The organism is Streptomyces sp. NPDC048269 (assembly GCF_040652395.1).
Lineage (GTDB): Bacteria > Actinomycetota > Actinomycetes > Streptomycetales > Streptomycetaceae > Streptomyces.
The window spans coordinates 16,976-40,660 of sequence record NZ_JBEZLW010000002.1 but is presented as its reverse complement, the minus strand read 5'-3'; the positions used below and the strand labels follow the sequence as shown (position 1 = coordinate 40,660).

Annotated in this window: 23 protein-coding genes; 14 read left to right on the top strand and 9 right to left on the bottom strand. The window is 71.2% G+C overall.

The window, feature by feature from the left end; translation table 11 throughout:
• Window positions 1-5: 5 nt before the first annotated feature.
• Window positions 6-3,083 carry an NACHT domain-containing protein gene (locus tag AB0D48_RS02310; protein WP_362389866.1) on the bottom strand — a complete coding sequence of 1,026 codons (3,078 nt, stop codon included), beginning with the start codon at window positions 3,081-3,083 and terminating at the stop codon, window positions 6-8.
• 93 nt (window positions 3,084-3,176) lie between these two features.
• Here AB0D48_RS02310 and AB0D48_RS02305 point away from each other — a divergent pair, with 93 nt between their 5' ends.
• The 3 genes from AB0D48_RS02305 (at window position 3,177) to AB0D48_RS02295 (ending at window position 5,902) form a co-directional block, all read left to right on the top strand.
• The gene (locus tag AB0D48_RS02305) at window positions 3,177-4,121 is read left to right on the top strand and encodes a sterol desaturase family protein (RefSeq protein ID WP_362389864.1); all 945 of its coding nucleotides are present in this window, start codon (window positions 3,177-3,179) and stop codon (window positions 4,119-4,121) included.
• A gap of 71 nt (window positions 4,122-4,192) precedes the next feature.
• Window positions 4,193-4,828 carry a lysoplasmalogenase gene (locus tag AB0D48_RS02300; RefSeq protein WP_362390446.1) on the top strand — a complete coding sequence of 212 codons (636 nt, stop codon included), beginning with the start codon at window positions 4,193-4,195 and terminating at the stop codon, window positions 4,826-4,828.
• Window positions 4,829-4,858: 30 nt separating this feature from the next.
• Window positions 4,859-5,902 carry a zinc-dependent alcohol dehydrogenase family protein gene (locus AB0D48_RS02295; protein WP_362389862.1) on the top strand — a complete coding sequence of 348 codons (1,044 nt, stop codon included), beginning with the start codon at window positions 4,859-4,861 and terminating at the stop codon, window positions 5,900-5,902.
• A 94-nt stretch (window positions 5,903-5,996) separates the two neighbouring features.
• Here AB0D48_RS02295 and AB0D48_RS02290 read toward each other — a convergent pair whose 3' ends face one another.
• On the bottom strand, window positions 5,997-7,553 hold the full coding sequence (locus AB0D48_RS02290; RefSeq protein ID WP_362389860.1) for a S8 family serine peptidase: 1,557 nt from the start codon (window positions 7,551-7,553) through the stop codon (window positions 5,997-5,999).
• A 258-nt stretch (window positions 7,554-7,811) separates the two neighbouring features.
• Between AB0D48_RS02290 and AB0D48_RS02285 the strand changes: the two genes are divergently transcribed.
• The 3 genes from AB0D48_RS02285 (at window position 7,812) to moaA (ending at window position 10,956) form a co-directional block, all read left to right on the top strand.
• The gene (locus tag AB0D48_RS02285; protein WP_362389858.1) at window positions 7,812-8,177 is read left to right on the top strand and encodes a DUF485 domain-containing protein; all 366 of its coding nucleotides are present in this window, start codon (window positions 7,812-7,814) and stop codon (window positions 8,175-8,177) included.
• Window positions 8,174-9,802 carry a cation acetate symporter gene (locus AB0D48_RS02280; protein ID WP_362389856.1) on the top strand — a complete coding sequence of 543 codons (1,629 nt, stop codon included), beginning with the start codon at window positions 8,174-8,176 and terminating at the stop codon, window positions 9,800-9,802. The genes AB0D48_RS02285 and AB0D48_RS02280 overlap by 4 nt, the downstream gene beginning before the upstream one ends.
• A 164-nt stretch (window positions 9,803-9,966) precedes the next feature.
• On the top strand, window positions 9,967-10,956 hold the full coding sequence (gene moaA, locus AB0D48_RS02275) for a GTP 3',8-cyclase MoaA (protein WP_362389854.1): 990 nt from the start codon (window positions 9,967-9,969) through the stop codon (window positions 10,954-10,956).
• Between the two features lie 21 nt (window positions 10,957-10,977).
• On the opposite strand, the gene AB0D48_RS02270 is transcribed toward moaA, so the two are convergent.
• Window positions 10,978-11,217 (bottom strand): hypothetical protein, encoded by a 240-nt coding sequence (locus AB0D48_RS02270; RefSeq protein WP_362389852.1) that lies wholly within the window; start codon window positions 11,215-11,217, stop codon window positions 10,978-10,980.
• A gap of 133 nt (window positions 11,218-11,350) precedes the next feature.
• Window positions 11,351-11,692, bottom strand: coding sequence for a DUF3099 domain-containing protein (locus AB0D48_RS02265; RefSeq protein WP_362389850.1), 342 nt, complete (start codon window positions 11,690-11,692; stop codon window positions 11,351-11,353).
• 177 nt (window positions 11,693-11,869) lie between these two features.
• Here AB0D48_RS02265 and AB0D48_RS02260 point away from each other — a divergent pair, with 177 nt between their 5' ends.
• Window positions 11,870-12,148 carry a GlsB/YeaQ/YmgE family stress response membrane protein gene (locus tag AB0D48_RS02260; protein WP_362389848.1) on the top strand — a complete coding sequence of 93 codons (279 nt, stop codon included), beginning with the start codon at window positions 11,870-11,872 and terminating at the stop codon, window positions 12,146-12,148.
• A gap of 100 nt (window positions 12,149-12,248) precedes the next feature.
• On the opposite strand, the gene tyrS is transcribed toward AB0D48_RS02260, so the two are convergent.
• Genes tyrS through AB0D48_RS02245 form a run of 3 tightly spaced genes read right to left on the bottom strand, consistent with a single transcriptional unit; the run spans window position 12,249 to window position 16,493 of the window.
• Window positions 12,249-13,517 (bottom strand): tyrosine--tRNA ligase, encoded by a 1,269-nt coding sequence (gene tyrS, locus AB0D48_RS02255; RefSeq protein ID WP_362389846.1) that lies wholly within the window; start codon window positions 13,515-13,517, stop codon window positions 12,249-12,251.
• Between the two features lie 52 nt (window positions 13,518-13,569).
• Complete coding sequence (locus tag AB0D48_RS02250) at window positions 13,570-14,973, bottom strand: metallopeptidase TldD-related protein (protein ID WP_362389844.1); 1,404 nt, start codon at window positions 14,971-14,973, stop codon at window positions 13,570-13,572.
• Complete coding sequence (locus AB0D48_RS02245) at window positions 14,970-16,493, bottom strand: TldD/PmbA family protein (protein ID WP_362389842.1); 1,524 nt, start codon at window positions 16,491-16,493, stop codon at window positions 14,970-14,972. Before AB0D48_RS02245 ends, AB0D48_RS02250 begins: the two co-directional genes overlap by 4 nt.
• 184 nt (window positions 16,494-16,677) lie before the next feature.
• On the opposite strand from AB0D48_RS02245, the gene fabG reads away from it, so the two are divergent.
• The 3 genes from fabG (at window position 16,678) to AB0D48_RS02230 (ending at window position 18,858) form a co-directional block, all read left to right on the top strand.
• Window positions 16,678-17,397, top strand: coding sequence for a 3-oxoacyl-[acyl-carrier-protein] reductase (gene fabG, locus AB0D48_RS02240; protein WP_362389840.1), 720 nt, complete (start codon window positions 16,678-16,680; stop codon window positions 17,395-17,397).
• A 4-nt stretch (window positions 17,398-17,401) separates the two neighbouring features.
• Window positions 17,402-18,172 (top strand): enoyl-ACP reductase FabI, encoded by a 771-nt coding sequence (gene fabI, locus AB0D48_RS02235; RefSeq protein WP_362389838.1) that lies wholly within the window; start codon window positions 17,402-17,404, stop codon window positions 18,170-18,172.
• 407 nt (window positions 18,173-18,579) lie between these two features.
• Window positions 18,580-18,858 (top strand): hypothetical protein, encoded by a 279-nt coding sequence (locus tag AB0D48_RS02230; protein WP_362390444.1) that lies wholly within the window; start codon window positions 18,580-18,582, stop codon window positions 18,856-18,858.
• A gap of 7 nt (window positions 18,859-18,865) precedes the next feature.
• Here the strand turns inward: AB0D48_RS02230 and AB0D48_RS02225 are convergent, their stop codons facing one another.
• Complete coding sequence (locus AB0D48_RS02225) at window positions 18,866-19,543, bottom strand: FadR/GntR family transcriptional regulator (RefSeq protein WP_362389836.1); 678 nt, start codon at window positions 19,541-19,543, stop codon at window positions 18,866-18,868.
• Between the two features lie 125 nt (window positions 19,544-19,668).
• Between AB0D48_RS02225 and AB0D48_RS02220 the strand changes: the two genes are divergently transcribed.
• The 4 genes from AB0D48_RS02220 to AB0D48_RS02205 all read left to right on the top strand — a co-directional run bounded on the left by AB0D48_RS02220 (window position 19,669) and on the right by AB0D48_RS02205 (window position 22,128).
• Window positions 19,669-20,976, top strand: a complete 1,308-nt coding sequence (locus AB0D48_RS02220) for an MFS transporter (RefSeq protein ID WP_362389834.1) — start codon at window positions 19,669-19,671, stop codon at window positions 20,974-20,976.
• Window positions 20,977-20,981: 5 nt separating this feature from the next.
• On the top strand, window positions 20,982-21,101 hold the full coding sequence (locus AB0D48_RS02215; RefSeq protein ID WP_362389832.1) for an SGM_5486 family transporter-associated protein: 120 nt from the start codon (window positions 20,982-20,984) through the stop codon (window positions 21,099-21,101).
• Between the two features lie 145 nt (window positions 21,102-21,246).
• The gene (locus AB0D48_RS02210) at window positions 21,247-21,486 is read left to right on the top strand and encodes a hypothetical protein (RefSeq protein WP_362389830.1); all 240 of its coding nucleotides are present in this window, start codon (window positions 21,247-21,249) and stop codon (window positions 21,484-21,486) included.
• 120 nt (window positions 21,487-21,606) lie between these two features.
• On the top strand, window positions 21,607-22,128 hold the full coding sequence (locus AB0D48_RS02205; RefSeq protein ID WP_362389828.1) for a histidine phosphatase family protein: 522 nt from the start codon (window positions 21,607-21,609) through the stop codon (window positions 22,126-22,128).
• 75 nt (window positions 22,129-22,203) lie between these two features.
• On the opposite strand, the gene serB is transcribed toward AB0D48_RS02205, so the two are convergent.
• Window positions 22,204-23,403 (bottom strand): phosphoserine phosphatase SerB, encoded by a 1,200-nt coding sequence (serB, locus tag AB0D48_RS02200; protein WP_362389825.1) that lies wholly within the window; start codon window positions 23,401-23,403, stop codon window positions 22,204-22,206.
• Window positions 23,404-23,685 lie beyond the last annotated feature (282 nt).

The following is a 23,685-nucleotide window of genomic DNA, read 5'->3' as shown; positions in this document are numbered from 1 at the left end:
GCGGTTCAGGCGTCGTAGGCCGTGAGCCGTTCCGGCGGGAACCCCTCCGTGCCGGTCAGCCGGGTGGTGCCCGCCGTGACGACGCGCAGACCGGGCAGGTCGGCCAGCGGCCCGACGTCCACGACCGGTCGGCAGTCGGCCAGGCTCACGTGCGTCAGCTCAGGCAGTTCACGCAGCGGCTCGACCCCGCCCGCCAGCTCGCAGGAACCGAGGTAGAGCTCCTTCAGCCCCTGGTAACGCACCAGGCTGGTCAGGTCCAGCTCCGGCTGCGCGAGCATCTGCAGGACGACCAGTGGCGGTGGCACGGGCATGCGTCCCAGCTGCGATGTCTGCGTGGTGCCGGAGACGGTCAGCCAGGAGAGATCCGGCCACCGTTCCAGCCCGTCCAGGCTCACCCCTGCCGCCCGCTCGTAGAGTCCGAGTCCGGACAACGTTCCGCCCACCGGCAGATCGGCGACCGAGCGCTGACCGGGTGGCAGGTCCAGCCCGAGGTGCCGCAGCGCTCCCAGGTCCGCCAGCGGCCGCAGGTCCGTCGCGTCGAGCCGATACAGGTACAGGGTCTCCAGAGCGAGGTGGCGCAGTCCGTCGAGGCGTACGCCGCGACACTTTTCCAGGCCCAGCAATCGCAGCTCGGGCAGCGTGGACAAGGCCCCGAGGTCGGAGAGCCGGTGGTTCAGGCCGAAGTAGATCCGTTCCAGATCCGGCCGGGCGAGCAGCTCCGGAGGGACGCCGTAGTCGCCCTCCAACCGGATGCGCCGGTGGCGCAAACGGCCCAGCAGCGCGAGCTGCTCCCGTGTGTGGACGGGGAGAAAGGCCTCGTCCCCCAGCGAGGCACCGCTCAGCACCTCGTCCACGTAGGTCTTCGCGTCGAACCGGCCCCACGCGGCTGCCAGTTCGTGGCAGACCGAGAAGCGCGTGTCCTCCCGTGATCCGGCCAGCATCCCGAGGGCCCGGGGCCCGCCGACCAGCGCAGCGACGTGGAGGGTCGCCGCCGCTTCCGCGTCGTTCGGCCCGGCCGGGTCCGGCAGCAGCTCCAGTACCAGTTCGCCGGCCTTGGCCAGTTCGGTGCCCTGCCGCATGCTGCGGGGCGGCAGCAGCTCGCCCGTACGCGTCTGGACGTCCGAGCGGAGGTCCGGGTCCAGTTCCGGGGCGTGTTCCAGGCAGGTGGCCGCCAGGAGGACCAGGCGGCTGCGGGCCCCCTTGATCTTGTCGGCCCGTCGGAGGATGCCCCGCAGGATGCGGGTGCGCTCGTCAGGACGGGCGTGGCCCACCGCCATGCGGACCACGTCGTCCCACGTGTCGTCGTGCGCGTTCCTCACCAGCACGCCGAAGTCGCGGGACTCGACCGCCGCCTTCGCCCCCAGGTAGTCCTGGAAGGTTCGGTGGACGAAGTCCACGGATCCCTTCACCGGCTCGCGCAGCAGGCCACTGCGGATCAGCAGGTGAGTGAAGACCTGCTCGGCGCTGCCCTGCTCGCGGATCTGCGGCATCGCGCCCAGCCACTCGCCGACCATTTCGACGGCCTCGTCCCGGCTCGCCTCCACCTGGCCGTTCCTGATGAGCCAGTACGCGAAGCGCTGCAGCAGGAGGATCTGTTCGTCCCGGGTGAGGTAGACGCCCTCGACCCCGCTGATCTCCCGTTCCGTGTCGCGCCGGACCAGAAGCATGTCCAGCGCCGCGTCGTACAGCTCCTTGCGCGCTCGCGGCAGCTGCATCCGCCGGTCCCGGTTCAGGGCGCAGAGAAGGGCGCACATCAGGGGGTTGGTGGCCAGCCGGGCCAGGTCCCGGCGGGACCGCACCGCTTTCAGGAGCGAGGCTTCGTACGGGGCGAGACCCTCCCCGGTGGGGCCGGCGTCCGCGCGCGCCGCCGCATGCCAGTGCGTGACGAAGGCCCGGATGTCGTCCCGTTCCATCGGCAGCAGGGAGTGCGGCGTGAAACCCTGCCCGGCGAGCCAGTCCTCCGGCACGGCCGACGGGCGGGTCGTCACGACGTACCGCGCCCTCGGGAAGGCGGAGATCAGCGAGCGCAGCCAGGTCTCGGTGCGGGTGCGCAGCCGCTGGGGGACCTCGTCGACACCGTCCACCAGGACCAACGCCCGGCCCGAGGCCATGAGTTCCTCGACCCATCCGGCGGGGGCCGACAGCGGGACGCCAGAGGTCCGCAGGAACTCCTCCGGCAGCGGCAGGCTCTCCGCGGACGTGAAGGACCGCAGCCGCAGCACGAACGGCACGCACGTGCTCCACGGCCCGTCGGCCTGCCGGGCCGCGTTCAGGGCCAGCCACTGGACCAGCGTGCTCTTGCCGGACCCCGCCGGGCCGCGCAGCAGCACCCGGTCGGCCGCGCCGAGCGCCTGCTCGGCCCGGACGGAGGTCTGGTGCATGCCGGGCTCGCCGGGCATCGGCTGCTGCTCACCGCTCACGGACAGGCTGATGTAGGCAACATCCAGAGGCCATTCCTGCCGGGGCCGGCTGAGGGTGATGCCGAAGAGCTGGAGGCGGCCGTGCGTCTCGGCGACGTACCGCGCGTACCGCTCCTCGAAGGCGTACGCGGCCCCGCCCCCGGCGGAGCCGAGCCGGCTCAGGGAGCGTGTCAGCTCACCCGTCCGGCGGACCAGTTCCACGTCCGCCCGGGCCCCGAAGCCCGGCAGGGTCGTCACGTACTCCACCGCGTGCGCGCAGCACAGCCGTACCAGCCGCCGGTAGAGGGCCTGGGCGCCCTCGCCGAGGCCCGGCGGGGGAGCCGGCACGGTCGACGCCAGCGCCGTCGGGTCCAGGTCCGCGGCGAACAGGGCCTCCGCGTCCAGGGAGCCCAGCGCGGCGAAGGCGTCGCCGACCGCCTCCACCGCCGCCAGGCGTTCGTGCTCCGGGAGGCGGGCGGTGGCCTCGCCCAGGCGGGCCGCCAGGGTCTCGGTCAGGCGCCGGACCTCGTCGTCGCCCAGTTCCGCCGGGCGGCGCCATCGCGGGGCCGGCCGGGCCGGGTCGGCCGCCAGTCCCGCCCCCGGGGTCCGCCCGAGGAGTGACTTCACCAGCGCGCCCGTCGCCGTACCCGCCACGCGTAAGAGAACCGTCTCGAAACCCGTCATTCCCCACCCTCCCCGAACCGTCGGTAACCCAGATGGATACCGATCGGTAACAACCTCTAGCGGCATCCCGGGAGCCGCCTCTATGGTGCGGACATGCCGAACCTGCCCGATGTCGTGCTGTGGTCCATACCCGCCTTCGTGCTGCTCACCGTCATCGAGCTGGTGAGCTACCGGCTCCATCCCGACGAGGACGCAGCCGGGTACGACACCAAGGACGCGGTCACGAGCGTCACCATGGGGCTCGGCAGCATCGGCTTCGACCTGCTGTGGAAGATCCCGGTCGTCGCGGTCTTCACCGCGGTCTACGAACTCACCCCGCTGCGGGTGCCGTTCCTGTGGTGGACCGCCCTGCTGATGCTGCTCGCCCAGGACTTCCTCTACTACTGGCAGCACCGGCTCCACCACGTCAGCCGCATCCTGTGGGCCTGCCACGTGGTCCACCACAGCAGCCGGCGGTTCAACCTCACCACCGCCCTGCGCCAGCCCTGGACCAGCGCCACGACCTGGTGGTTCTACCTCCCGATGGTGGCCCTCGGCGTCCACCCCGCGGCGATCCCGTTCTGCTACGGGATCAACCTCCTGTACCAGTTCTGGGTCCACACCGAACGCATCGGGAAGCTGCCCCGCGCCTACGAGTACGTCTTCAACACCCCCTCCCACCACCGCGTCCACCACGCCTCCCAGGGCGGCTACCTGGACCGCAACTTCGGGGGGATCCTGATCATCTGGGACCGGATGTTCGGCTCCTGGGTCGGGGAGACGGAGCGCCCCGTCTACGGACTCACCAAGAACATCGGCACCCACAACCCGCTGCGCGTCGCCACCCACGAGTACGCGGCCATCGCCCGTGACGTTCGGGCGGCCACGAGCTGGCGCGAGCGCGCCGGCCGGGTCTTCCGCGGACCGGGCTGGCAGCCCGCCGCCCCTGTCCCCGCCGCCGCGGGCCCGAAGGCCGAGCCCGCCGCCGCGGGCCCGAAGCCAGAGTCCGCCGCCGCGACCCCGAAGGCCGACGCGGCCGCCGCGGAACACGCCGCGTGAGCGCCACCGAATCCCGTACGCCGTCCTGGGCGGCCCGCACCGCTCCCGCCGCCGGCGGCCTCGCGAGCCGCGTGCTGATCGGCGCCTTCGCCGCGGCCACCGCCCTGGACCTCGGCTCGCTGCTCGCCGGCTGGCACCTCGGGCACGTCCTCGCCAAGCCGCTGCTGATGCCGCTGCTGGTGGCGTACGTGGTCACCCGAGGCGCCCCCCGCCTGCTGGTCGCCGCCCTGCTCTTCGGCTGGGGCGGGGACCTCGCCCTGCTCTTCGACGCCGAGCCCGCCTTCCTGATCGGCATGGGCTCCTTCGCCGCCGGGCACGTGTGCTACCTCGTGCTCTTCGGCCGGCGCGGCACCAACGCCCTGCTCGGGGGCGCGTACGCCCTCGCGCTCATCGGGACCGTCGCGTTCCTCTGGGGCGACCTCCCGGCCGGCCTGCGCATCCCCGTCGCCGGCTACAGCCTGCTGCTCACCGCCATGGCCTACCGCTCCAGCGCCCTCGGCCTGCGGGCCGGGGCCGGCGGGGCGCTGTTCCTGCTCTCGGACACGCTCATCGCCACCGGCGTCGCCGAGTGGCCCCAGCTGCCCCGGCCGGACTTCTGGATCATGGCCACCTATCTGGCCGCGCAGTACCTCCTGGCCACCGGCAGCCCCGCCCACGAACAGGCGTACGGTAGGGGAGCCCCACAAGGGCAGCACGACCACGACTGAACGATCCCCGAGCCGGAGGACTGCACCACCATGCGCGCCACCGTCATCCACGCCCCGCACGACATCCGCGTGGAGGAGGTGCCCGACGCTGCGATCCAGCGCCCCGAGGACGCCGTCGTCCGCGTCCTGCGTGCCTGTATCTGCGGCAGCGACCTGTGGGCCTACCGCGGCGAGGCCGAGCGTCAGCCCGGCCAGCGCATCGGCCACGAGTTCCTCGGCGTCGTCGAGGAGACCGGCTCCGCCGTGTCCGGCCTCAAGGCCGGCGACCTCGTCGTCGCCCCCTTCATGTGGTCCGACGGCACCTGCGACTACTGCTCCGAGGGCCTGTACACCTCCTGCGTGCACGGCGGCTTCTGGGGCTCGGTCGGCCACGACGGCGGCCAGGGCGAGGCGGTCCGCGTACCGCACGCCGACGGCACCCTGGTGAAGCTGCCCGCCGCGGCCGTCTCCGACGACCACCTGCTGACCGGGCTCCTCGCGCTCTCCGACGTCATGGGCACCGGCCACCACGCGGCGCTGGGCGCGGGCGTGCGCAAGGGCTCCACCGTCGCCGTCGTCGGTGACGGCGCGGTCGGCCTGTGCGGCGTCCTCGCCGCCAAGCGGCTGGGCGCCGAGCGGATCATCGCACTGGGCCGCCACGCCGTCCGTACGGACATCGCCAAGCTCTTCGGGGCGACCGACGTCGTCGCCGAGCGCGGGGAGGCCGCCGAGGCGGCCGTCCGCGAGCTCACCGGCGGGCAGGGCGCCCACGCGGTCATCGAGGCGGTCGGCACCGAGCAGTCCATGCGTACGGCCGTGAACATCACCCGCGACGGCGGGGCCATCGGCTACGTCGGCGTCCCGCACGGCAGCGGCACCGGTCTTGACCTCGGCGTCATGTTCGACCGCAACATCACCCTGCGCGGCGGCGTCGCCCCCGTCCGGGCGTACATCCCGGAGCTGCTGGAGGACATCCTCAGCGGCGCCATCGACCCCGCGCCGGTCTTCGACCGGGCCGTCTCCCTCGACGAGGTCCCGGACGGCTACCGCGCGATGGACGACCGCAGCGCGCTCAAGGTGCTGATCAAGCCCTGACGGCGAGGGTGCTGATCACGCCCTGACAGCGGGGCACCGGACAGCTGAGAGGGCCGGGCGGGGATGACCCCCGCCCGGCCCTCTCACATGCCAGTTACTTCACGGCCCCGAGCGCGTCGACCACGCCGTAGCCGTAGTAGCCGGTCTGGCCCCACTTGCTCACGCAGGTGGTGGCGTTTATCAGAGCGCCGGTCGCGTCGTAGACCTGCGCCGGGCAGGCCGTCTTGGTGGCCTGGCCCTTGAGCATCGCCTGGAGCTGCGACGGCGTGGCCGACGGGTGCGCGCTCTTGAGCAGGGCCGCGACGCCCGCGACGTGCGGGGTGGCCATCGAGGTGCCCTGCTTGTAGCCGTAGCCGCCGCCCGGGACGGTGGACAGCACGCGGCCGTTGGCGTCCGGGGTGGCCGGGATCTGCCACTTGTCGCCGCCGGGGGCCGCGACGTCCGCCACACCCAGGCCGAAGCTGGAGTAGTACGACTTGAAGCCCTTGTCGCCGGTCGCGGTCACCGTGACCACACCCGGCAGCTGGGTCGGCACGTCCAGGCAGACGCGCGGGTCGATGGTGCGCGGCGACGGGGTGGTGTCGTTCGGACTGGTCTCGTCGACGATCGAGTCGGACGCCAGGTCGAAGTTCTCGTTGCCCGCCGCGGCGACGTTCAGCACGCCCTTGCGCTGGGCGTAGTTGCTCGCCCGGGTGAGGGCCTCCACCAGCGCCTTCTGGTCGTCGTCCGTCTTGCAGTTGAAGTACCAGGGGTCGACGTAGTAGCTGTTGTTGGTCACCTCGATCCCCTTCTCGGCGGCGAACATGAAGCCGCAGACGACCGCCTCGGTGTAGAACAGGCTGGTCCCGGGCTCGCTCACCTTGATCGCGGCGAGCTTCACACCCGGCGCGACACCGCTGACGCCCACGCCGTTGCGCGGAGCCCCGATGGTGCCGGCCACGTGCGTGCCGTGGTCGCTGCCGTCCACGTACGGGCGCCAGGCGCCCTCGGAGGTGTCCGCGACGCCGCCGACGCAGTTGGCCGACTGCTCCTTGGAGAAGTTCGCGGCGAGATCCGGGTGGGTGTCGTCCACACCCGTGTCGATGATGCCCACCGTGACGTCGGGGCTGCCATCGTTGATCTTGTGAGCCTGATCGGCCTTGATCGCGCGCAGGTCCCACTGGTTGGACTCCAGCGGCTCCTGGTCCGGTGCCGCGTTCGCCGCCGCCTTTGCGGCGTCCGCCGCGCTGAGCTTCTGCGTGGTGCCCTCCTCGGTGGTCTGCACCGTCTGCAGGGGGGCCGTCCGGGTGGCGCCGACGGACACGAACAGTCCGCGCTGGGCCCGCAGCTGCTTGGCGAACTCCGGGTTCTGGGAGTGCGCGACGATGACGCCGATCTGCTCATGCGCCGTCACCACCGTTCCACCGGCGCGTTCGACGGCCTTTTTCGCGGCCTTCACGGTGGCGTACGAGTTCAGGTTCGCCACGTACGACAGCTTGGGCCCGGTGGTCTCGGCCTTGGAGGCCGTGGCCGCGTCCGCCGTGTTGCCCAGCGGAGCGGCGTAGGCCGCGACCGAGGGCAGGAAGGCGAGCGAGGCGGTGAGTGCCAGGCCGACCGGAACGGCGAGAGCTCGGCTGTGCTTCCGGTCGGAACGCGACCCCAGATGCGCCATGGGTTCTCCACATCATCCTTGAAAAAGCCGTCCGGTCGTGGTCACGACGGACGGGTTCATGACATGTGGAACCTAGTGCCGGCGTTCGCCTCTCCGCCATCAGTTCGAGAAATCAGTCTCTGAAGCAACAACGGGTGTTGAACCGTCCCGACGCGCCGGCCGTGCCGTTGACAGGGGGGCTCAGCACCACCGTCCCCCCACACGGAGGTTGTCATGTCCGTCGTCCCCACCGCGCCCGCATCGCAAGGAGAACCCCCCGTGACCACCGAAGCAGCGCCGCCACCGGGCAGCGCGGGAACGCCCCCGGCGGTCCCCACGGCCGAAGATTTCGGACACGTCCAGCAGAGCGCCGAATTCGCCGAACTGCGCCGCTCCTACCGTTCCTTCGCCTTCCCGCTGACCGTGGCCTTCATCGCCTGGTACCTGCTCTACGTACTGCTGTCCAACTACGCGGGCGGCTTCATGGGGACCAAGCTCTTCGGCAACATCAACGTCGCCCTCGTGCTCGGCCTCGCCCAGTTCGCGACGACCTTCCTGATCGCCTGGCTGTACTCGCGGCACGCCGCCACCAAGCTCGATCCCAAGGCCGCTGCCATCAAGGCGAGGATGGAGGCCGGCGAATGAGCGGCTCGCTCCACCTGACGACGGTCGCCGCCGGCGCCACCGAGCACCGCCCGCTGATCATCACCCTCTTCGGCCTGTTCGTCGTCGCCACCCTGATCATCACGATCTGGGCCGGCCGGCAGACCAAGGACGCCGCCGACTTCTACGCGGGCGGCCGCCAGTTCACCGGTTTCCAGAACGGCCTGGCCATCTCCGGCGACTACATGTCCGCCGCGTCCTTCCTCGGCATCGCCGGTGCCATCGCCCTCTTCGGCTACGACGGCTTCCTCTACTCCATCGGCTTCCTCGTCGCCTGGCTGGTCGCCCTGCTGCTCGTCGCCGAGCCGCTGCGCAACTCCGGCCGCTACACGATGGGCGACGTCCTCGCGTACCGGATGCGCCAGCGGCCCGTCCGCACCGCCGCCGGCACCTCCACCATCGTCGTCTCGATCTTCTACCTGCTCGCCCAGATGGCCGGCGCCGGCGTGCTCGTCTCGCTGCTCCTGGGCATCACCAGCGACGGCGGCAAGGTCGCCGTCGTCGCCCTCGTCGGCGTCCTGATGATCGTCTACGTGACCATCGGCGGTATGAAGGGCACCACCTGGGTCCAGATGATCAAGGCCGTCCTGCTGATCGCCGGCGCCCTGCTGATCACCTTCCTGGTGCTGCTGAAGTTCAACTTCAACATCTCCGACCTGCTGGGCAAGGCCGCCGAGAACAGCGGCCAGGGCGCCAAGTTCCTGGAACCCGGGCTGAAGTACGGCAAGGACGCGACCACGAAGCTGGACTTCATCTCGCTGGGCATCGCGCTGGTCCTGGGCACCGCCGGACTGCCGCACATCCTGATCCGGTTCTACACCGTGCCCACCGCCAAGGCCGCCCGCAAGTCCGTGAACTGGGCCATCGGCATCATCGGCGCCTTCTACCTGATGACCATCGCCCTCGGCTTCGGCGCCGCCGCCCTGCTGAAGCGCGCCGACATCCTGGCCTCCAACAAGGCCGGCAACACCGCGGCACCGCTGCTCGCCCAGGAGATCGGCGGCGGCGCCGGCTCCACCGGCGGCGCCATCCTGCTCGCCGTGATCTCCGCGGTCGCCTTCGCCACCATCCTCGCGGTGGTCGCCGGCCTCACCCTGGCCTCCTCCTCGTCCTTCGCGCACGACCTCTACGTGAACGTGATCCGCAAGGGCAAGGCCACCGAGCAGGAGGAGGTGCGCGCGGCCCGCTGGTCGACCGTGGTCATCGGAGCCGTCGCCATCGGCCTGGGCGCCCTCGCCCGCGACCTGAACGTCGCCGGACTGGTCGCCCTCGCCTTCGCGGTCGCCGCCTCCGCCAACCTGCCGACGATCCTCTACAGCCTCTTCTGGAAGCGCTTCAGCACCCAGGGAGCGCTGTGGTCCATCTACGGCGGCCTGATCTCGGCGGTCGGCCTCGTGCTGTTCTCCCCGGTGGTCTCCGGGAAGCCCACCTCGATGTTCAAGGACGCGGACTTCTACTGGTTCCCGCTGGAGAACCCGGGCATCATCTCCATCCCGCTCGGCTTCCTGCTGGGCTGGCTCGGGACCGTCCTGTCCAAGGAGAAGGCGGACCCCCAGAAGTTCGCCGAGCTGGAAGTCCGCTCCCTCACGGGCACAGGGGCTCACTAGCGGGCTCTATGAGTTCGGCCGAACACCGTGCGTGGCCGCGTCGTACTTCCCTACGACGCGGCCGCGTTACGTCTCGTTCATTTGGGGACCCCTTCATGACACAGGCGTCGCGTAGGCTCGATTTATCGAACCTCTACAGCTCCGGACAGGGGAGGGGGCCCACAGTGCTTCTCGACACGTACGGCCGCGTGGCGACTGACCTGCGCGTCTCGCTCACCGACCGGTGCAATCTGCGCTGCACCTACTGCATGCCCGAGGAGGGCCTGCAGTGGCTCGGCAAGTCCGATCTGCTGAGCGACGAGGAGATCGTGCGGCTGATCCGCATCGCGGTCACCCGGCTCGGGATCACCGAGGTCCGTTTCACCGGCGGCGAGCCGCTGCTCCGCCCCGGCCTTGTCGGGATCGTCGAGCAGTGCGCGGCCCTGGAGCCCCGGCCCAAGATGTCCCTGACCACCAACGGCATCGGCCTCAAGCGCACCGCGCAGGCCCTGAAGGCCGCCGGCCTGGACAGGGTGAACGTTTCCCTGGACACCCTGCGGCCCGAGGTCTTCAAGACCCTCACCCGCCGTGACCGCCACAAGGACGTCATAGACGGCATGGCCGCGGCCCGCGAGGCCGGCCTCACCCCCGTCAAGGTCAACGCGGTCCTCATGCCGGGACTCAACGACGACGAGGCCCCCGACCTGCTGGCCTGGGCCGTGGAGAACGAGTACGAGCTCCGCTTCATCGAGCAGATGCCGCTCGACGCCCAGCACGGCTGGAAGCGCGACGGCATGATCACCGCCGGTGACATCCTGCAGTCCCTGCGCACCCGCTTCACGCTCACCGAGGAGGGCGCCGAAGAACGCGGCTCCGCGCCGGCCGAGCGCTGGGTGGTCGACGGCGGCCCGGCCACCGTCGGCGTCATCGCCTCCGTCACCCGCCCGTTCTGCGGAGCCTGCGACCGTACGAGGCTCACGGCCGACGGCCAGGTGCGCACCTGCCTGTTCGCCACCGAGGAGTCGGACCTGCGCGCCGCCCTGCGCTCGAGCGCCCCGGACGAAGAGATCGCCCGGCTCTGGAAGGTGGCGATGTGGGGCAAGAAGGCCGGGTCCGGTCTCGACGACCCGTCCTTCCTGCAGCCCGACCGCCCGATGTCGGCGATCGGGGGCTAAGGGGTAGCGCTGCCGTCGGCGCTAGCGCTCGCGCTCCGAGCCTTCCGGCTGAACCCACTCGTCGAGCTTCACGACGTCCTTGAGGAAACCGCGGACCCCCAGGAACTGGGAGAGGTGTTCGCGGTGTTCCTCGCATGCCAGCCAGGTCTTGCGCCGTTCCGGCGTGTGCAGCTTCGGGTTGTTCCACGCCAGCACCCAGACGGCCGCGTCGCGGCAGCCCTTGGCGGAGCATGTGGGGGTCTCGGTATCAGGGGAGGTCACGCCTCAACCCTACGGAAAGGCGACGCCGAGCAGCCACGGGGGGAGCTGCCCGGCGTCGGTCCGTCGCTCCGACGGGGGATGCGGAGCGCGTAGGCAGTATGTCACGCAGGACCCGGTACGGTGCACTGGAACTTCATGATTGATCTGAGCTTTTCTTGAGGTTTCCCGCCTCCAGCGCGGGCCTCACGGGAGCCGGGATGAAGTGCGAGGGCAGCGAGGGAGCCGACTCGCGCCCCGCGTTGGCGATGACCACGGCGACGTAGGGCAGCAGGGCGCCCGCGATCAGCGTCACGACCGCCACCGGGCGCTGCACGTTCCACAAGAGCACGGTCGCGATGACCGACAGGGTTCTGATGACCATCGAGACCACGTAACGTCGCTGACGGCCCCGCACATCCTCGGCGAGACCCATCCGCGCGCCGGTGATCCGGAAGACCTCGGTCCCGTTCCGCTTCTGTCGCTTCGTCCGCTCCATGCTCCACCACCCGATCACCCGCCGGACGCTCCCCGGCCCGGACCCTCCCACCGTACGCCGCCGCCCGGACCGCGAGGAGAGGGGGTGTCCTCCGAACGGGGTGCCCGAAATGCGCGGTACGTCGCACGGGCCGAGACTGGGCGCACGTGCGCACAACGCGCCAGGAGGAGGCTCGACATGTCTTGGTTGTGGGCGATCATCGTCGGTTTCGTGCTGGGCCTGATAGCCCGGGCCATCCTGCCTGGCAAGCAGCACCAGCCCCTCTGGCTGACCACGATCTTCGGCATCATCGGCGCCGTCCTCGGCAATGCCGTTGCCAGCTGGATCGGCGTCGAGGAGACCAGGGGCATCGACTGGATCCGGCACCTGCTGCAGCTTGCCGGAGCGATCGTGATCGTAGGTCTCGGCGAGATGGTCTACGCCTCGCTCCGGGGCAACAGGCGGCGGACGGCCTAGTCGGGCCCCGGGCATGACGGAGGGGCCGGCCGGACGTGATGTCCGAACCGGCCCCTCCGCCGTGCTCGTGTCGTGCCGCCCCGCGAGGCGTTGTCAGGCGTCAGGAGCCGGTGACCTCGACCGCGGCCAGGCTCTTCTTGCCGCGGCGCAGCACCAGCCACCGCCCGTGCAGGAGATCCTCCTTGGCGGGGACCGCGTCCTCGGCGGTGACCTTCACGTTGTTCACGTAGGCCCCGCCCTCCTTCACGGTCCGGCGGCCGGCCGACTTGCTCGCGACCAGACCGGTCTCCGCCATCAGGTCCACCACCAGGCCGAGTTCCGCCACCCGGGCGTGCGGCAGCTCGGACAGGGCCGCGGCCAGCGTGGCGCCGTCCAGCTCGGCCAGGTCGCCCTGACCGAACAGCGCCTTCGACGCGGCGATCACGGCGGCACACTGGCCGGCGCCGTGCACCAGCGTGGTCAGCTCCTCCGCCAGCGCCCGCTGCGCGGCGCGCGCCTGCGGCCGCTCGGCGGTCTGCGCCTCCAGTGCCTCCAGCTCCTCACGGCTCTTGAAGGACAGGATCCGCATGTAGGTGGAGATGTCCCGGTCGTCCACGTTCAGCCAGAACTGGTAGAACGCGTACGGCGTGGTCATCTCCGGGTCCAGCCAGACGGCCCCGCCCTCGGTCTTGCCGAACTTGGTGCCGTCCGCCTTGACCATCAGCGGGGTCGCCATCGCGTGCACGACCGCGCCCGGCTCGACCCGGTGGATCAGGTCGAGGCCGGCCGTCAGGTTGCCCCACTGGTCGGAGCCGCCCTGCTGGAGCACGCAGCCGTGGCGACGGTACAGCTCCAGGAAGTCCATGCCCTGGAGCAGCTGGTAGCTGAACTCCGTGTAGCTGATGCCCTGGTCGGATTCCAGCCGCTTGGCGACCGAGTCCTTCGTCAGCATCTTGTTGACGCGGAAGTGCTTGCCGATGTCCCGCAGGAACTCGATCGCGGACATGCCCGCCGTCCAGTCCAGGTTGTTCACCAGGACCGCCGCGTTCTCGCCCTCGAAGGACAGGAACGGCTCGATCTGCGAGCGCAGCCGGTTCACCCACTCCGCGATGACCGCGGGATCGTTCAGGGTCCGCTCGGCGGTCGGGCGGGGGTCACCGATCTGGCCGGTGGCCCCGCCGACCAGCGCGAGCGGCCGGTTCCCGGCCAGCTGGAGCCGGCGCATGGTGAGCACCTGCACCAGGTGCCCCACGTGCAGCGAGGCGGCGGTCGGGTCGTAGCCGCAATAGAACGTGACAGGACCGTCCGCGAACGCCTTGCGCAGCGCTTCTTCGTCGGTGGACTGGGCGAAGAGCCCGCGCCACTTCAGTTCGTCGACGATGTCCGTCACGGTTCTCTCGACTCCTTTGGTGTAGGGAAATACGAAGCCCAGTCTAGGTGGGTCAGACCCCCTTGCTGACCGAGCTCATGTTGAAGTCCGGGATGCGCAGCGCCGGCATCGCGGCCCGGGTGAACCAGTCGCCCCACTCGCGCGGCAGGGTCTGCTCGGTCCGGCCGGCCTCCGAGGCCCGCGACAGCAGGTCCACGGGGGACTCGTTGAACCGGAAGTTGTTGACCTCGCCGACGACCTGCCCGTTCTCCACCAGGTAGACGCCGTCCCGGGTCAGGCCCGTGAGCAGCAGGGTGGCCGGGTCGACCTCGCGGATGTACCAGAGGCAGGTCAGCAGCAGGCCCCTCTCGGTGCCCGCCACCATCTCCTCCAGCGACTTGTCGCCGCCGCCCTCCAGGAGCAGGTTCCCGAAGGCCGGGGACAACGGCAGGCCGGTCAGCCCGGCGGTGTGCCGGGTCGTGGTCAGCCGGGCCAGCTCCCCGTCCCGGATCCACTCGGTCGCCGGGACCGGCAGGCCGTTGTCGAACACCGAGGCGTCGTCCCCGGAACTGTGCGCGATCACGAACGGCGCGGACTCCAGGCCCGGCGCGGCCGGGTCGCTGCGCAGGGTCAGCGGGAGCTGCGACAGCTTCTCGCCGACCCGGGTGCCGCCCCCGGGCTTGGAGAAGACCGTACGGCCCTCCACCGCGTCCCGGGCCGCCGCCGACCACATCTGGTAGATCAGCAGGTCGGCCACGGCGGTCGGCGGCAGCAAGGTCTCGTACCGTCCGGCGGGCAGCTCGATCTTCCGCTCCGCCCAGCCCAGGCGTACGGCGAGCTCCGCGTCCAGCACGGTCGGGTCCACGTCCTTGAAGTCCCGGGTGGAGCGGCCGGCCCAGGCCGAGCGCAGCCGGTCGGGGGACTTGGCGTTGAGCTCCAGGGTGCCGTTGGGCTGGTCGTGGCGCAGCCGCAGGCCCGTCGAGGTGCCGACGTACGTGGAGACCACCTCGTGGTTCGCGAAGCCGTACAGCTCCCGGCCGCCCGCGCGGGCCCGGGCGAAGGCCTCGCCCAGGGCCGGGGCGAAGTCCGTGAACACCGCCGAGGAGGTCTCGGCGGGGGAGTCCGTGAAGTCGGGCGAGGCCGGGGTCCCGGTCACCAGCGGCTGGGCGTCCTCGGCGGGCCCGGCCCCACGTGCGGCCGCCTCTGCGGCCCGGACCAGCGGCTCCAGGTCCGCGGCGGTGACGGCGGAGCGCGAGACGACCCCCGAGGCCGTGCCCTCCTTGCCGTCGACCGTGGCGATGACGGTGAGCGTGCGGCCGCGGGTGACGCCGTTCGTCGTCAGGGCGTTGCCCGCCCAGCGCAGATTGGCGCTCGACTCCTCGTCGGCGATGACGACGCAGCCGTCGGCGGTGGACAGCTCCAGCGCCCGCTCGACGATCTCGTGGGGCTTGCTGCGTCCGTTCGAAAGCGTGCTCATCGGCCGGCCTCCTGCGTGGTGTTCAGGATGTTCACGTCGCGGAACAGCGCGGACGGGCAACCGTGCGAGACGGAGGCCACCTGGCCCGGCTGGGCCTTGCCGCAGTTGAAGGCGCCACCCAGGACGTACGTCTGCGGGCCGCCGACCTTCTCCATCGAACCCCAGAAATCGGTGGTCGTGGCCTGGTACGCCACGTCGCGCAGCTGCCCGGCCAGCTTGCCGTTCTCGATCCGGAAGAACCGCTGCCCGGTGAACTGGAAGTTGTAGCGCTGCATGTCGATCGACCAGGAACGGTCGCCGACCACGTAGATCCCGCGTTCCACCCCGCCGATGAGGTCCTCGGTGGACAGGCCGCCCGGATCCGGCTGGAGCGACACGTTCGCCATGCGCTGCACGGGCACGTGCCCGGGGGAGTCGGCGTACGCGCAGCCGTTGGAGCGGCCGAGACCGGTCAGCTTCGCGATCCGCCGGTCCAGCTGGTAGCCGACCAGCGTGCCGTCCTTGACCAGGTCCCAGCTCTGCGCCTCGACGCCCTCGTCGTCGAAACCGACCGTGGCCAGCCCGTGTTCGGCGGTACGGTCACCCGTCACGTTCATGATCGAGGAGCCGTACTTGAGCTTGCCGAGCTGGTCGAAGGTGGCGAAGGAGGTCCCCGCGTACGCCGCCTCGTAACCCAGCGCCCGGTCGAGCTCGGTGGCGTGGCCGATGGACTCGTGGATGGTGAGCCACAGGTTGGACGGGTCCACCACCAGGTCGTAGCGCCCGGCCTCCACGCTCGGCGCCCGCATCTTCTCGGCGAGCAGGCCGGGGATCTGCTCCAGCTCGGCGTTCCAGTCCCAGCCGGTGCCGGTCAGGTACTCCCAGCCGCGCCCGGCCGGCGGGGCGATCGTGCGCATGGAGTCGAACTCGCCGGTGGTGGCGTTCACGGCGACCGCCGTGAGCTGCGGGTGGATCCGGACCCGCTGCTGGGTGGTCACGGTGCCCGCGGTGTCGGCGTAGAACTTGTTCTCGTGCACGGCGAGCAGCGAGGCGTCCACGTGCGCGACACCGTCGGCCGCCAGCAGCCGCGAGCTCCAGTCGGCGAGCAGCGCCGCCTTGTCCGCGTCGGGAACCTCGAAGGGGTTCACGTCGTAGGCGGAGATCCAGGTCCGCTCCGCGTGCACCGGCTCCTCGGCCAGTTCCACCCGCTCGTCGGAGCCGGCGGCCTTGATCACCTGGGCCGACAGCTTGGCCATGGCCACGGCCTGTGAGGCCACCTTGGCGGCGGCGTCCATGGTCAGGTCCACACCGGAGGCGAACCCCCAGCTGCCTCCGTGCACCACACGGACCGCGAAGCCGAGGTCGGTGGTGTCGGACCCGCCGGAGGGCTTGGCGTCCCGCAGCCGCCAGGAGGCGCTGCGGATCCGCTCCAGCCGGAAGTCGGCATGCTCGGCGCCCAGCGCGCGCGCCCGGGCGAGCGCCGCGTCGGCGAGCGCCCGCAAGGGAAGCGCGGTGAAGGCCGCGTCGATGGAATGGGGCACGGAAGTCCTCCCGGGGTCGGAGCCGGTCGCCCCGATCATGTCGCGCTCGGGGCTCTTGTGCCTACATCTTTCTGTAGGGACTCGACAGAGCCCGCCGCAAGGCCCTGTCGGAGGTCGATTCTCCGTACGAGGGACACGACCTATAGGTTTTTGGCATTCAGACCGCTAGCGAAAGGGTGATCCGTTGAGCCGCTCGGTTCTCGTCACCGGAGGAAACCGGGGCATCGGCCTCGCCATCGCCCGTGCCTTCGTGGAGGCCGGAGACAAGGTCGCGATCACGTACCGGTCCGGCGAGCCGCCGGAGGCGCTGACCTCGCTCGGTGTCCTGGCGGTCCGCTGCGACATCACCGACTCCGAGCAGGTGGAGCAGGCCTACAAGCAGATCGAGGACACGCACGGCGCGGTCGAGGTGCTGGTGGCCAACGCCGGCATCACCAAGGACACGCTGCTGATGCGGATGTCCGAGGAGGACTTCTCCTCGGTCGTCGACACCAACCTCACCGGCACGTTCCGGGTGGTCAAGCGCGCGAACCGTGGCATGCTCCGTGCCAAGAAGGGCCGCGTCGTCCTGATCTCCTCGGTCGTCGGACTGCTGGGCTCGGCGGGTCAGGCCAACTACGCCGCCTCCAAGGCCGCGCTGGTCGGCTTCGCCCGCTCGCTCGCCCGCGAGCTGGGCTCCCGCAACATCACGTTCAACGTGGTCGCCCCCGGCTTCGTCGACACGGACATGACTAAGGTGCTCACCGACGAGCAGCGCGCGGGCATCGTGGGCCAGGTGCCGCTCGGCCGTTACGCGCAGCCCGAGGAGATCGCGGCAGCCGTGAGCTTCCTGGCGTCCGACGACGCCGCGTACATCACAGGAGCCGTCATTCCCGTTGACGGCGGATTGGGCATGGGTCACTGATCACATGAGCGGAATTCTCGAGGGCAAGCGCATCCTCATCACCGGGGTGCTGATGGAGTCGTCCATCGCTTTCCACACCGCCAAGCTGGCCCAGGAGCAGGGCGCCGAGGTCATCCTCACCGCGTTCCCGCGCCCGACGCTGACCGAGCGCATCGCCAAGAAGCTGCCCAAGCCGGTCAAGGTGATCGAGCTCGACGTCACCAACGACGAGCACCTGGCCCGCCTGGAAGACCTCGTCCGCGACGAGCTCGGCGGCCTCGACGGGGTCGTGCACTCCATCGGCTTCGCCCCGCAGGACGCCCTGGGCGGCAACTTCCTGAACACCCCGTTCGAGTCGGTCGCCACCGCCATGCACGTCTCGGCGTTCTCGCTGAAGTCGCTGACCATGGCCTGCAAGCCGCTGTTCCCGGCAGAGGGCGCGGCCGTCGTCGGCCTCACCTTCGACGCGCAGTACGCATGGCCGCAGTACGACTGGATGGGCCCGGCCAAGGCAGCGCTGGAGGCCACCAGCCGCTACCTCGCCCGTGACCTGGGCAAGGAGAACATCCGCTGCAACCTGGTCTCGGCCGGTCCGATCGGCTCGATGGCCGCGAAGTCCATCCCGGGCTTCTCGGAGCTGGCCGACGTCTGGAACTCCCGCTCCATGCTGGAGTGGGACATGAGCGACCCGGAGCCGGCGGGCAAGGGCGTCGTGGCCCTGCTGTCGGACTGGTTCCCGAAGACCACCGGCGAGATCGTCCACGTGGACGGCGGCCTGCACGCGATGGGTGCCTGACGGCCCCTGACTCCGTACGGCGGCGGCCGCGCTTCCCTCCCGGGAGGCGCGGCCGCCGCCGTTTGCGTGCCCTATGAGCGGCCTGCGGCGGCGCACTCGATCGGATGTTCGCCGTCTGACTGGATCTTCCCGAGTCGAAAACCGGGACAGATGCCTGCAAACTGGCCAAGTCGGGATCTTCCCGGCTCCTGCGGGGAGGAGGTACGGGAGTGCGCGCGAGACCGAGCCGAACGCTGGCGCTGCTGTTCACCTCGGCGATCCTCACCGGACTCCTGGGCCCCGGCGCGTTCGCGCAGCCCGCGGGCGGCGAAGCGGCGCCCGGCCCCGAGGCGGTCGCCCCCGAGGTGCCCGGCCTCGAGGCGGTCGCCCCCGAAGCGGTCGGCCCCGCCGTGGTCGACCTCGCCGACATCCCCGCCGAACCACCCGTACAGCCCGCGCGGCCCGCCGCCCGGGATCTCTTCGGCGCCGACTGCGACACCGAGATCAACGGCTCGCAGGTGACGGCGCACTGCCACAACGGCTACCCGGAGACCGACCTGGTGCGGCTGCACGTCGAGTGCGACCGCTGGTGGGACGTGGACGGCGACGGCGCGGCCGTGGCCGTCGGCCCGGCCGGGCGCGTCGAACTCGTCAGCCGCTGCTGGAAGGAGGTCCGCTCCGCCTGGGTCAGCCACGAGCGGCCGTGATCCACCCTCAGGCGGTGCCCTTGCCGAGGCAGACGAAGGGGTAGCCCGCCGCCTCCGAGGCGGCCGCGTCACCGTCGCCCCGCCGGATCGCCTCGATCAGCCGCGAGTGGTCCAGATGGGCGGAGGGGTGCAGTTCGGTCCCGACGTCCGCGCGCAGCCAGTCCGCGACCAGGTCGCCGAGGTCCGCGTACAGCTCGACCAGCACGTCGTTGTGCGAGGCCGTGACCACCGCCATGTGCAGACTGACGTCCGCCGCCACGAACAGCTCCGCGTCCCCGCTCGCCCACGCCTCCTCGCGCCGCGCCAGCAGCGCGTCCAGCTGTACGAGGTCCCGCTCGGTCCGCCGTTCCGCCGCCAGCCGGGCCGCCGAGGACTCCAGGGTGGAGCGCAGCTCCGCGATGTGCCGCGGCTCGGCCCCGGCGAATCGCCGGTGCATCACGCCGGCCAGCTCGCTGGTGGCGATGACGTACGTACCCGAGCCCTGCCGGATGTCCAGCAGTCCGTTGTGCGCGAGCGCCCGCACGGCCTCGCGCACCGTGTTCCGGGCGACGCCGAGCAGCTCCACCAGCTCCGGCTCGGTGGGGATGCGGGCGCCGACCGGCCACTCGCCGGAGGTGATCTGGTTTCGCAGCTGGGCGATCACCTGGTCGACGAGCGCGGAGCGCCGTGGCGAGGTCAGCGGCATTGTTCCTCTTCGTTCTGGGGGTGAGACGGATAGGGCGAGGGCCGAGGGCGGTGACTGGGACACCCGCCCACCGGGACCCGCCGCCGACTGGACACCCAATCATCCCATGATTCTATGATGGTTGAATGTCCGACGAAGAAATCCAGACCATGAACCGCCCGCCGGTCGTACGCGCCACCCCTGACCAGGCTCTTTCCGCCCCCGTCCACGTCGCCCCCACGTGGCTGGGTCCGGTGCTCATCGTCGGGATCGTGCTGGCCGCCCTCAACCTTCGGCCCGCCATCACCAGCCTCGGCGCCGTCTTCGAGGAGACCCGCACGGGGCTCGGCATGAGCGGCACCGTGGCCGGACTGATCACCTCCGTCCCCGCCCTCTGCTTCGCCGTCTTCGGCGTCACCGCGCCCCGGCTCTCCCGTCGCTTCGGGCCGGCCGCCGTCGTCTGCGCCGGCATGGCCGCCGTCGCCGCGGGCCTGCTGATCCGCCCCTTCGCGAGCAACGCCGCCGCTTTCCTCGCCGCGAGCGCGCTGTCCCTGGCCGGCATAGCCCTGACCAACGTCCTGCTCCCGGTGATCGTCAAGCGCTACTTCCCCGACCGGGTCGGCACCATGACCGGCCTGTACTCGATGGCGCTGGCCGCCGGCACCTCGCTCGCCGCCGCCGCGACCGTCCCGCTGACCGGAGCCCTCGGTGGCAACTGGCGCAGCGGCCTGCTGATCTGGGCCGTGCTCGCACTGGCCGCCGTACTGCCCTGGCTTCCCATCGCCCGCGCCTCCCGCCGCGCCGCACGGGCCGAGGCGGCCGCCGGTTCCGGCGAGGGGACGGCCGTACGGGCCGACACCGGCCCCCGGGTGGTCCGCAGCCGCACCGCCTGGGCCCTGGCCTGCTACTTCGGCCTCCAGGCCACCGGCGCGTACGTCACCATGGGCTGGCTTCCGCAGATATTCCGCGACGCCGGAGTCTCCGCCTCCACCGCCGGCGTACTGCTCGCCGTCACCATGGTCATGGGCGTCCCGCTCGCCTTCGTCATCCCCGGCCTGGCCGGCCGGATGCGGAACCAGGGCCCCATCGCCGTCACCCTCGGCCTCTTCGGCCTCGCGGGCTACCTCGGGCTCTACTTCGCCCCGGCGGCGGGCGCGTGGGCCTGGGCGCTCCTCCTCGGCGTCTCCAACTGCGCCTTTCCCCTCGTCATCACGATGATCGGACTGCGGGCCAAGTCCCCGGCCGGCGTCGTCAAGCTCTCCGCCTTCGCCCAGAGCACCGGCTACCTCATCTCCCTCCCCGGACCCCTGGTCATCGGCACCCTCTACCAGCACAGCGGCGGCTGGGACCTCCCCCTCGGCCTGATGGCAGGACTCCTCCTCCCGCAGATCGCGTTCGGCGTCCTGGCCGGACGGGACCGCACGATCGAGGACGAATGCGTCATGCGAGACTGAGCGGCATGTCGCCCGTACTTGAACCGAACCCGCAGAACGGCCACAAGAAGCTCGGCCTCGTGCTCGGCGCGATGCTCGTCGTTTCCGTGATCATCTCCGTCATCGCGACGATCGCCGCCCCCTGACGGGGAGGTCGGGTGGGGTTATCCCCCCCAACCCCTAGGGGGCCAGGGTCAGGGTGAACTGGGGTGCGCCCCGGATGGGAGCGGCCCCCTCGAATCCATAGATTCGAAGGAGCGAGCCAGTCCCGTCAGCACCCCGGAGGCGGCCATGACGGCCCCCACGCACACCCGCACGTTCCCGTCCGGCCCCCGAGCCGGCGCCCGGGGCGCCGTCGGCGCCCGGCACGGCGCCGACGCCCGCCTGCACTGGTGGGCGCTGGCCCTGCCCGCCCTCGCCTTCGGTCTCCTGCTGATCCTGCTGGCGGGATCCGGCGGGGCCCATGCCGCCACCGGCGAGGCCACCGGGCTGATCCACGTCACCCAACAGCTCCTGCGCGTCGTCGGCTGAACCGCGTACGTCCGCGTACGTCCGCGTACGCCGGGGTGCGCCGCCGGGGCTCCCCCACCACCGTATGAGGGCCTTCAACACCCTGCGCCCCGTGGCCCGTTTCATGCGAAGCTGGGAGCCATGAGCGCCGACACAACCCGCAGGATCGCCCTCCTCCGGCACGCCAAGGCCGACTGGCCTGAGGTGTCCGACCACGACCGTCCGCTGGCGGAACGGGGCCGCAAGGACGCACCGGCCGTGGGTCTGAAGCTCGCCGACACCGGCATCGCCTTCGACCTGGCCCTCTGCTCCACCGCCGCCCGCACCCGTGAGACCTGGAAGCTCGCCGTCCACGAGATGCCGCACCGGCCGAAGACCACGTACGAGGAGAGGCTCTACGACGCCTCGCCGGGCGAGCTCATCGCCCTGCTGAACGAGACCTCCGACGAGGTCACCGACCTCATCGTCATCGGCCACAACCCCGGCATGCACGCCCTCGCCGACGCCCTCTCCGGGCGCGCGCAGGGCGACACCCTGGCACGGATGACCCGTACCGGATTCCCCACCGCGGCGCTCGCCGTCGTCTCCTTCACCGGCTCGTGGAAGTCCCTGGAACACGGCGTGGGCACGCTGGTCGACTTCTGGACCCCCAAGGACCACTGACCGAGGAGCACGGACCGGAAGAGGGCCCCGGCGGCCGTTGCGGCTGCCGGGGCCCTCTCGCGCCGTGGTTATGGGTCAGGCCAGGTCGGCGGCTTCGATCTCCTCACGGGTGATCCCGAGCAGGTACAGCACCGCGTCGATGAACGGCACGTTCACCGCGGTGTGCGCGGCCTCGCGGACCACCGGCTTGGCGTTGAAGGCCACGCCCAGTCCGGCGGCGTTCAGCATGTCCAGGTCGTTGGCGCCGTCGCCGATGGCCACCGTCTGGGACAGCGGTACGTCGGCCTCCGCGGCGAAGCGGCGCAGCAGCCGGGCCTTGCCCGCCCGGTCCACGATCTCGCCGGTCACCTTGCCGGTCAGCTTCCCGTCGACGATCTCCAGGGTGTTGGCAGCGGCGAAGTCCAGCCCCAGCCGCTCCCGCAGGTCGTCCGTCACCTGGGTGAAACCACCGGAGACCACGCCCACCTGGTAGCCGAGCCGCTTGAGCGTACGGATCAGGGTCCGGGCGCCCGGGGTCAGCTGCACCTCGGCGCGGACCTTGTCGACGACGGAGGCGTCCAGCCCCGCCAGCAGCGCCACGCGGGCGTGCAGCGACTGCTCGAAGTCCAGCTCGCCGCGCATCGCGCGCTCGGTGACCTCGGCGACCTCGGCCTCGCACCCGGCGTGCGCGGCGAAGAGCTCGATGACCTCGTCCTGGATCAGGGTCGAGTCCACGTCCATGACGACCAGGCGCTGGGCTCGGCGGTGCAGCCCGGCCGACACCACGGCCACGTCCACGCCGATCTGCGCGGATGCTGTGGCCAGCGCGGTGCGCAGGGGCTCGGTCTCGGTGCCGGAGACGGCGAACTCCACTGCGGTCACCGGGTACTTGGCGAGCCGGAAGATGCGGTCGATGTTGCCGCCGGTTGCGGTGATCCTGGCCGCTATGGCCGCCGTGGACTCGGCGGTGAGCGGGTGCCCGAGCACGGTCACGTGGGACCGGCCGCTGCCGCGCGGACGGTTGTCACCGGTACCGGAAAGGATCTCGGCCTGCAGCTTGAGCGACTCGGCCCAGCTGTGGACGGTGGCCCGCAGCTCGCCTTCGCCTCCGTCGGCGGGCTTGGTGACGAGGGCGCACAGGACGATGCGGCCACGGGTGACGACCTGCTCGATGTCGACGACGTCGACGGAGTAGGCGGCGAGGGTGTCGAACAGCCCGGCGGTGATCCCGGGACGGTCCTTGCCGAAGATCTTGACGAGGAGGGTGGGGACGTCGGAGGTCTGCGAAGCGCTCATGGTCCCCTCACCGTATCTTCCCGCCCCGCAGGACAGGACCCCCGTCCCACCACGTGAACGCGCCGCTCGCACGGCTCGGCCCGGCGGGCCCCTCTCGACGCGCCGCTCGCACGGCTCGGCCCCGCGCCTGTCCTTCGCGCCGCTGCACCGGACTCCGTCCGTCGAATCCGGGGGCGGAGCCCGGCACCCCCCTGCGCCGTGGCCGGGGCCGGGGCCGGGGTCCTGCGGGGCTTCCCCCGCCCCGCCCCGCCCCTTTCCCGAAACCGGGCTCTGCCCGGACCC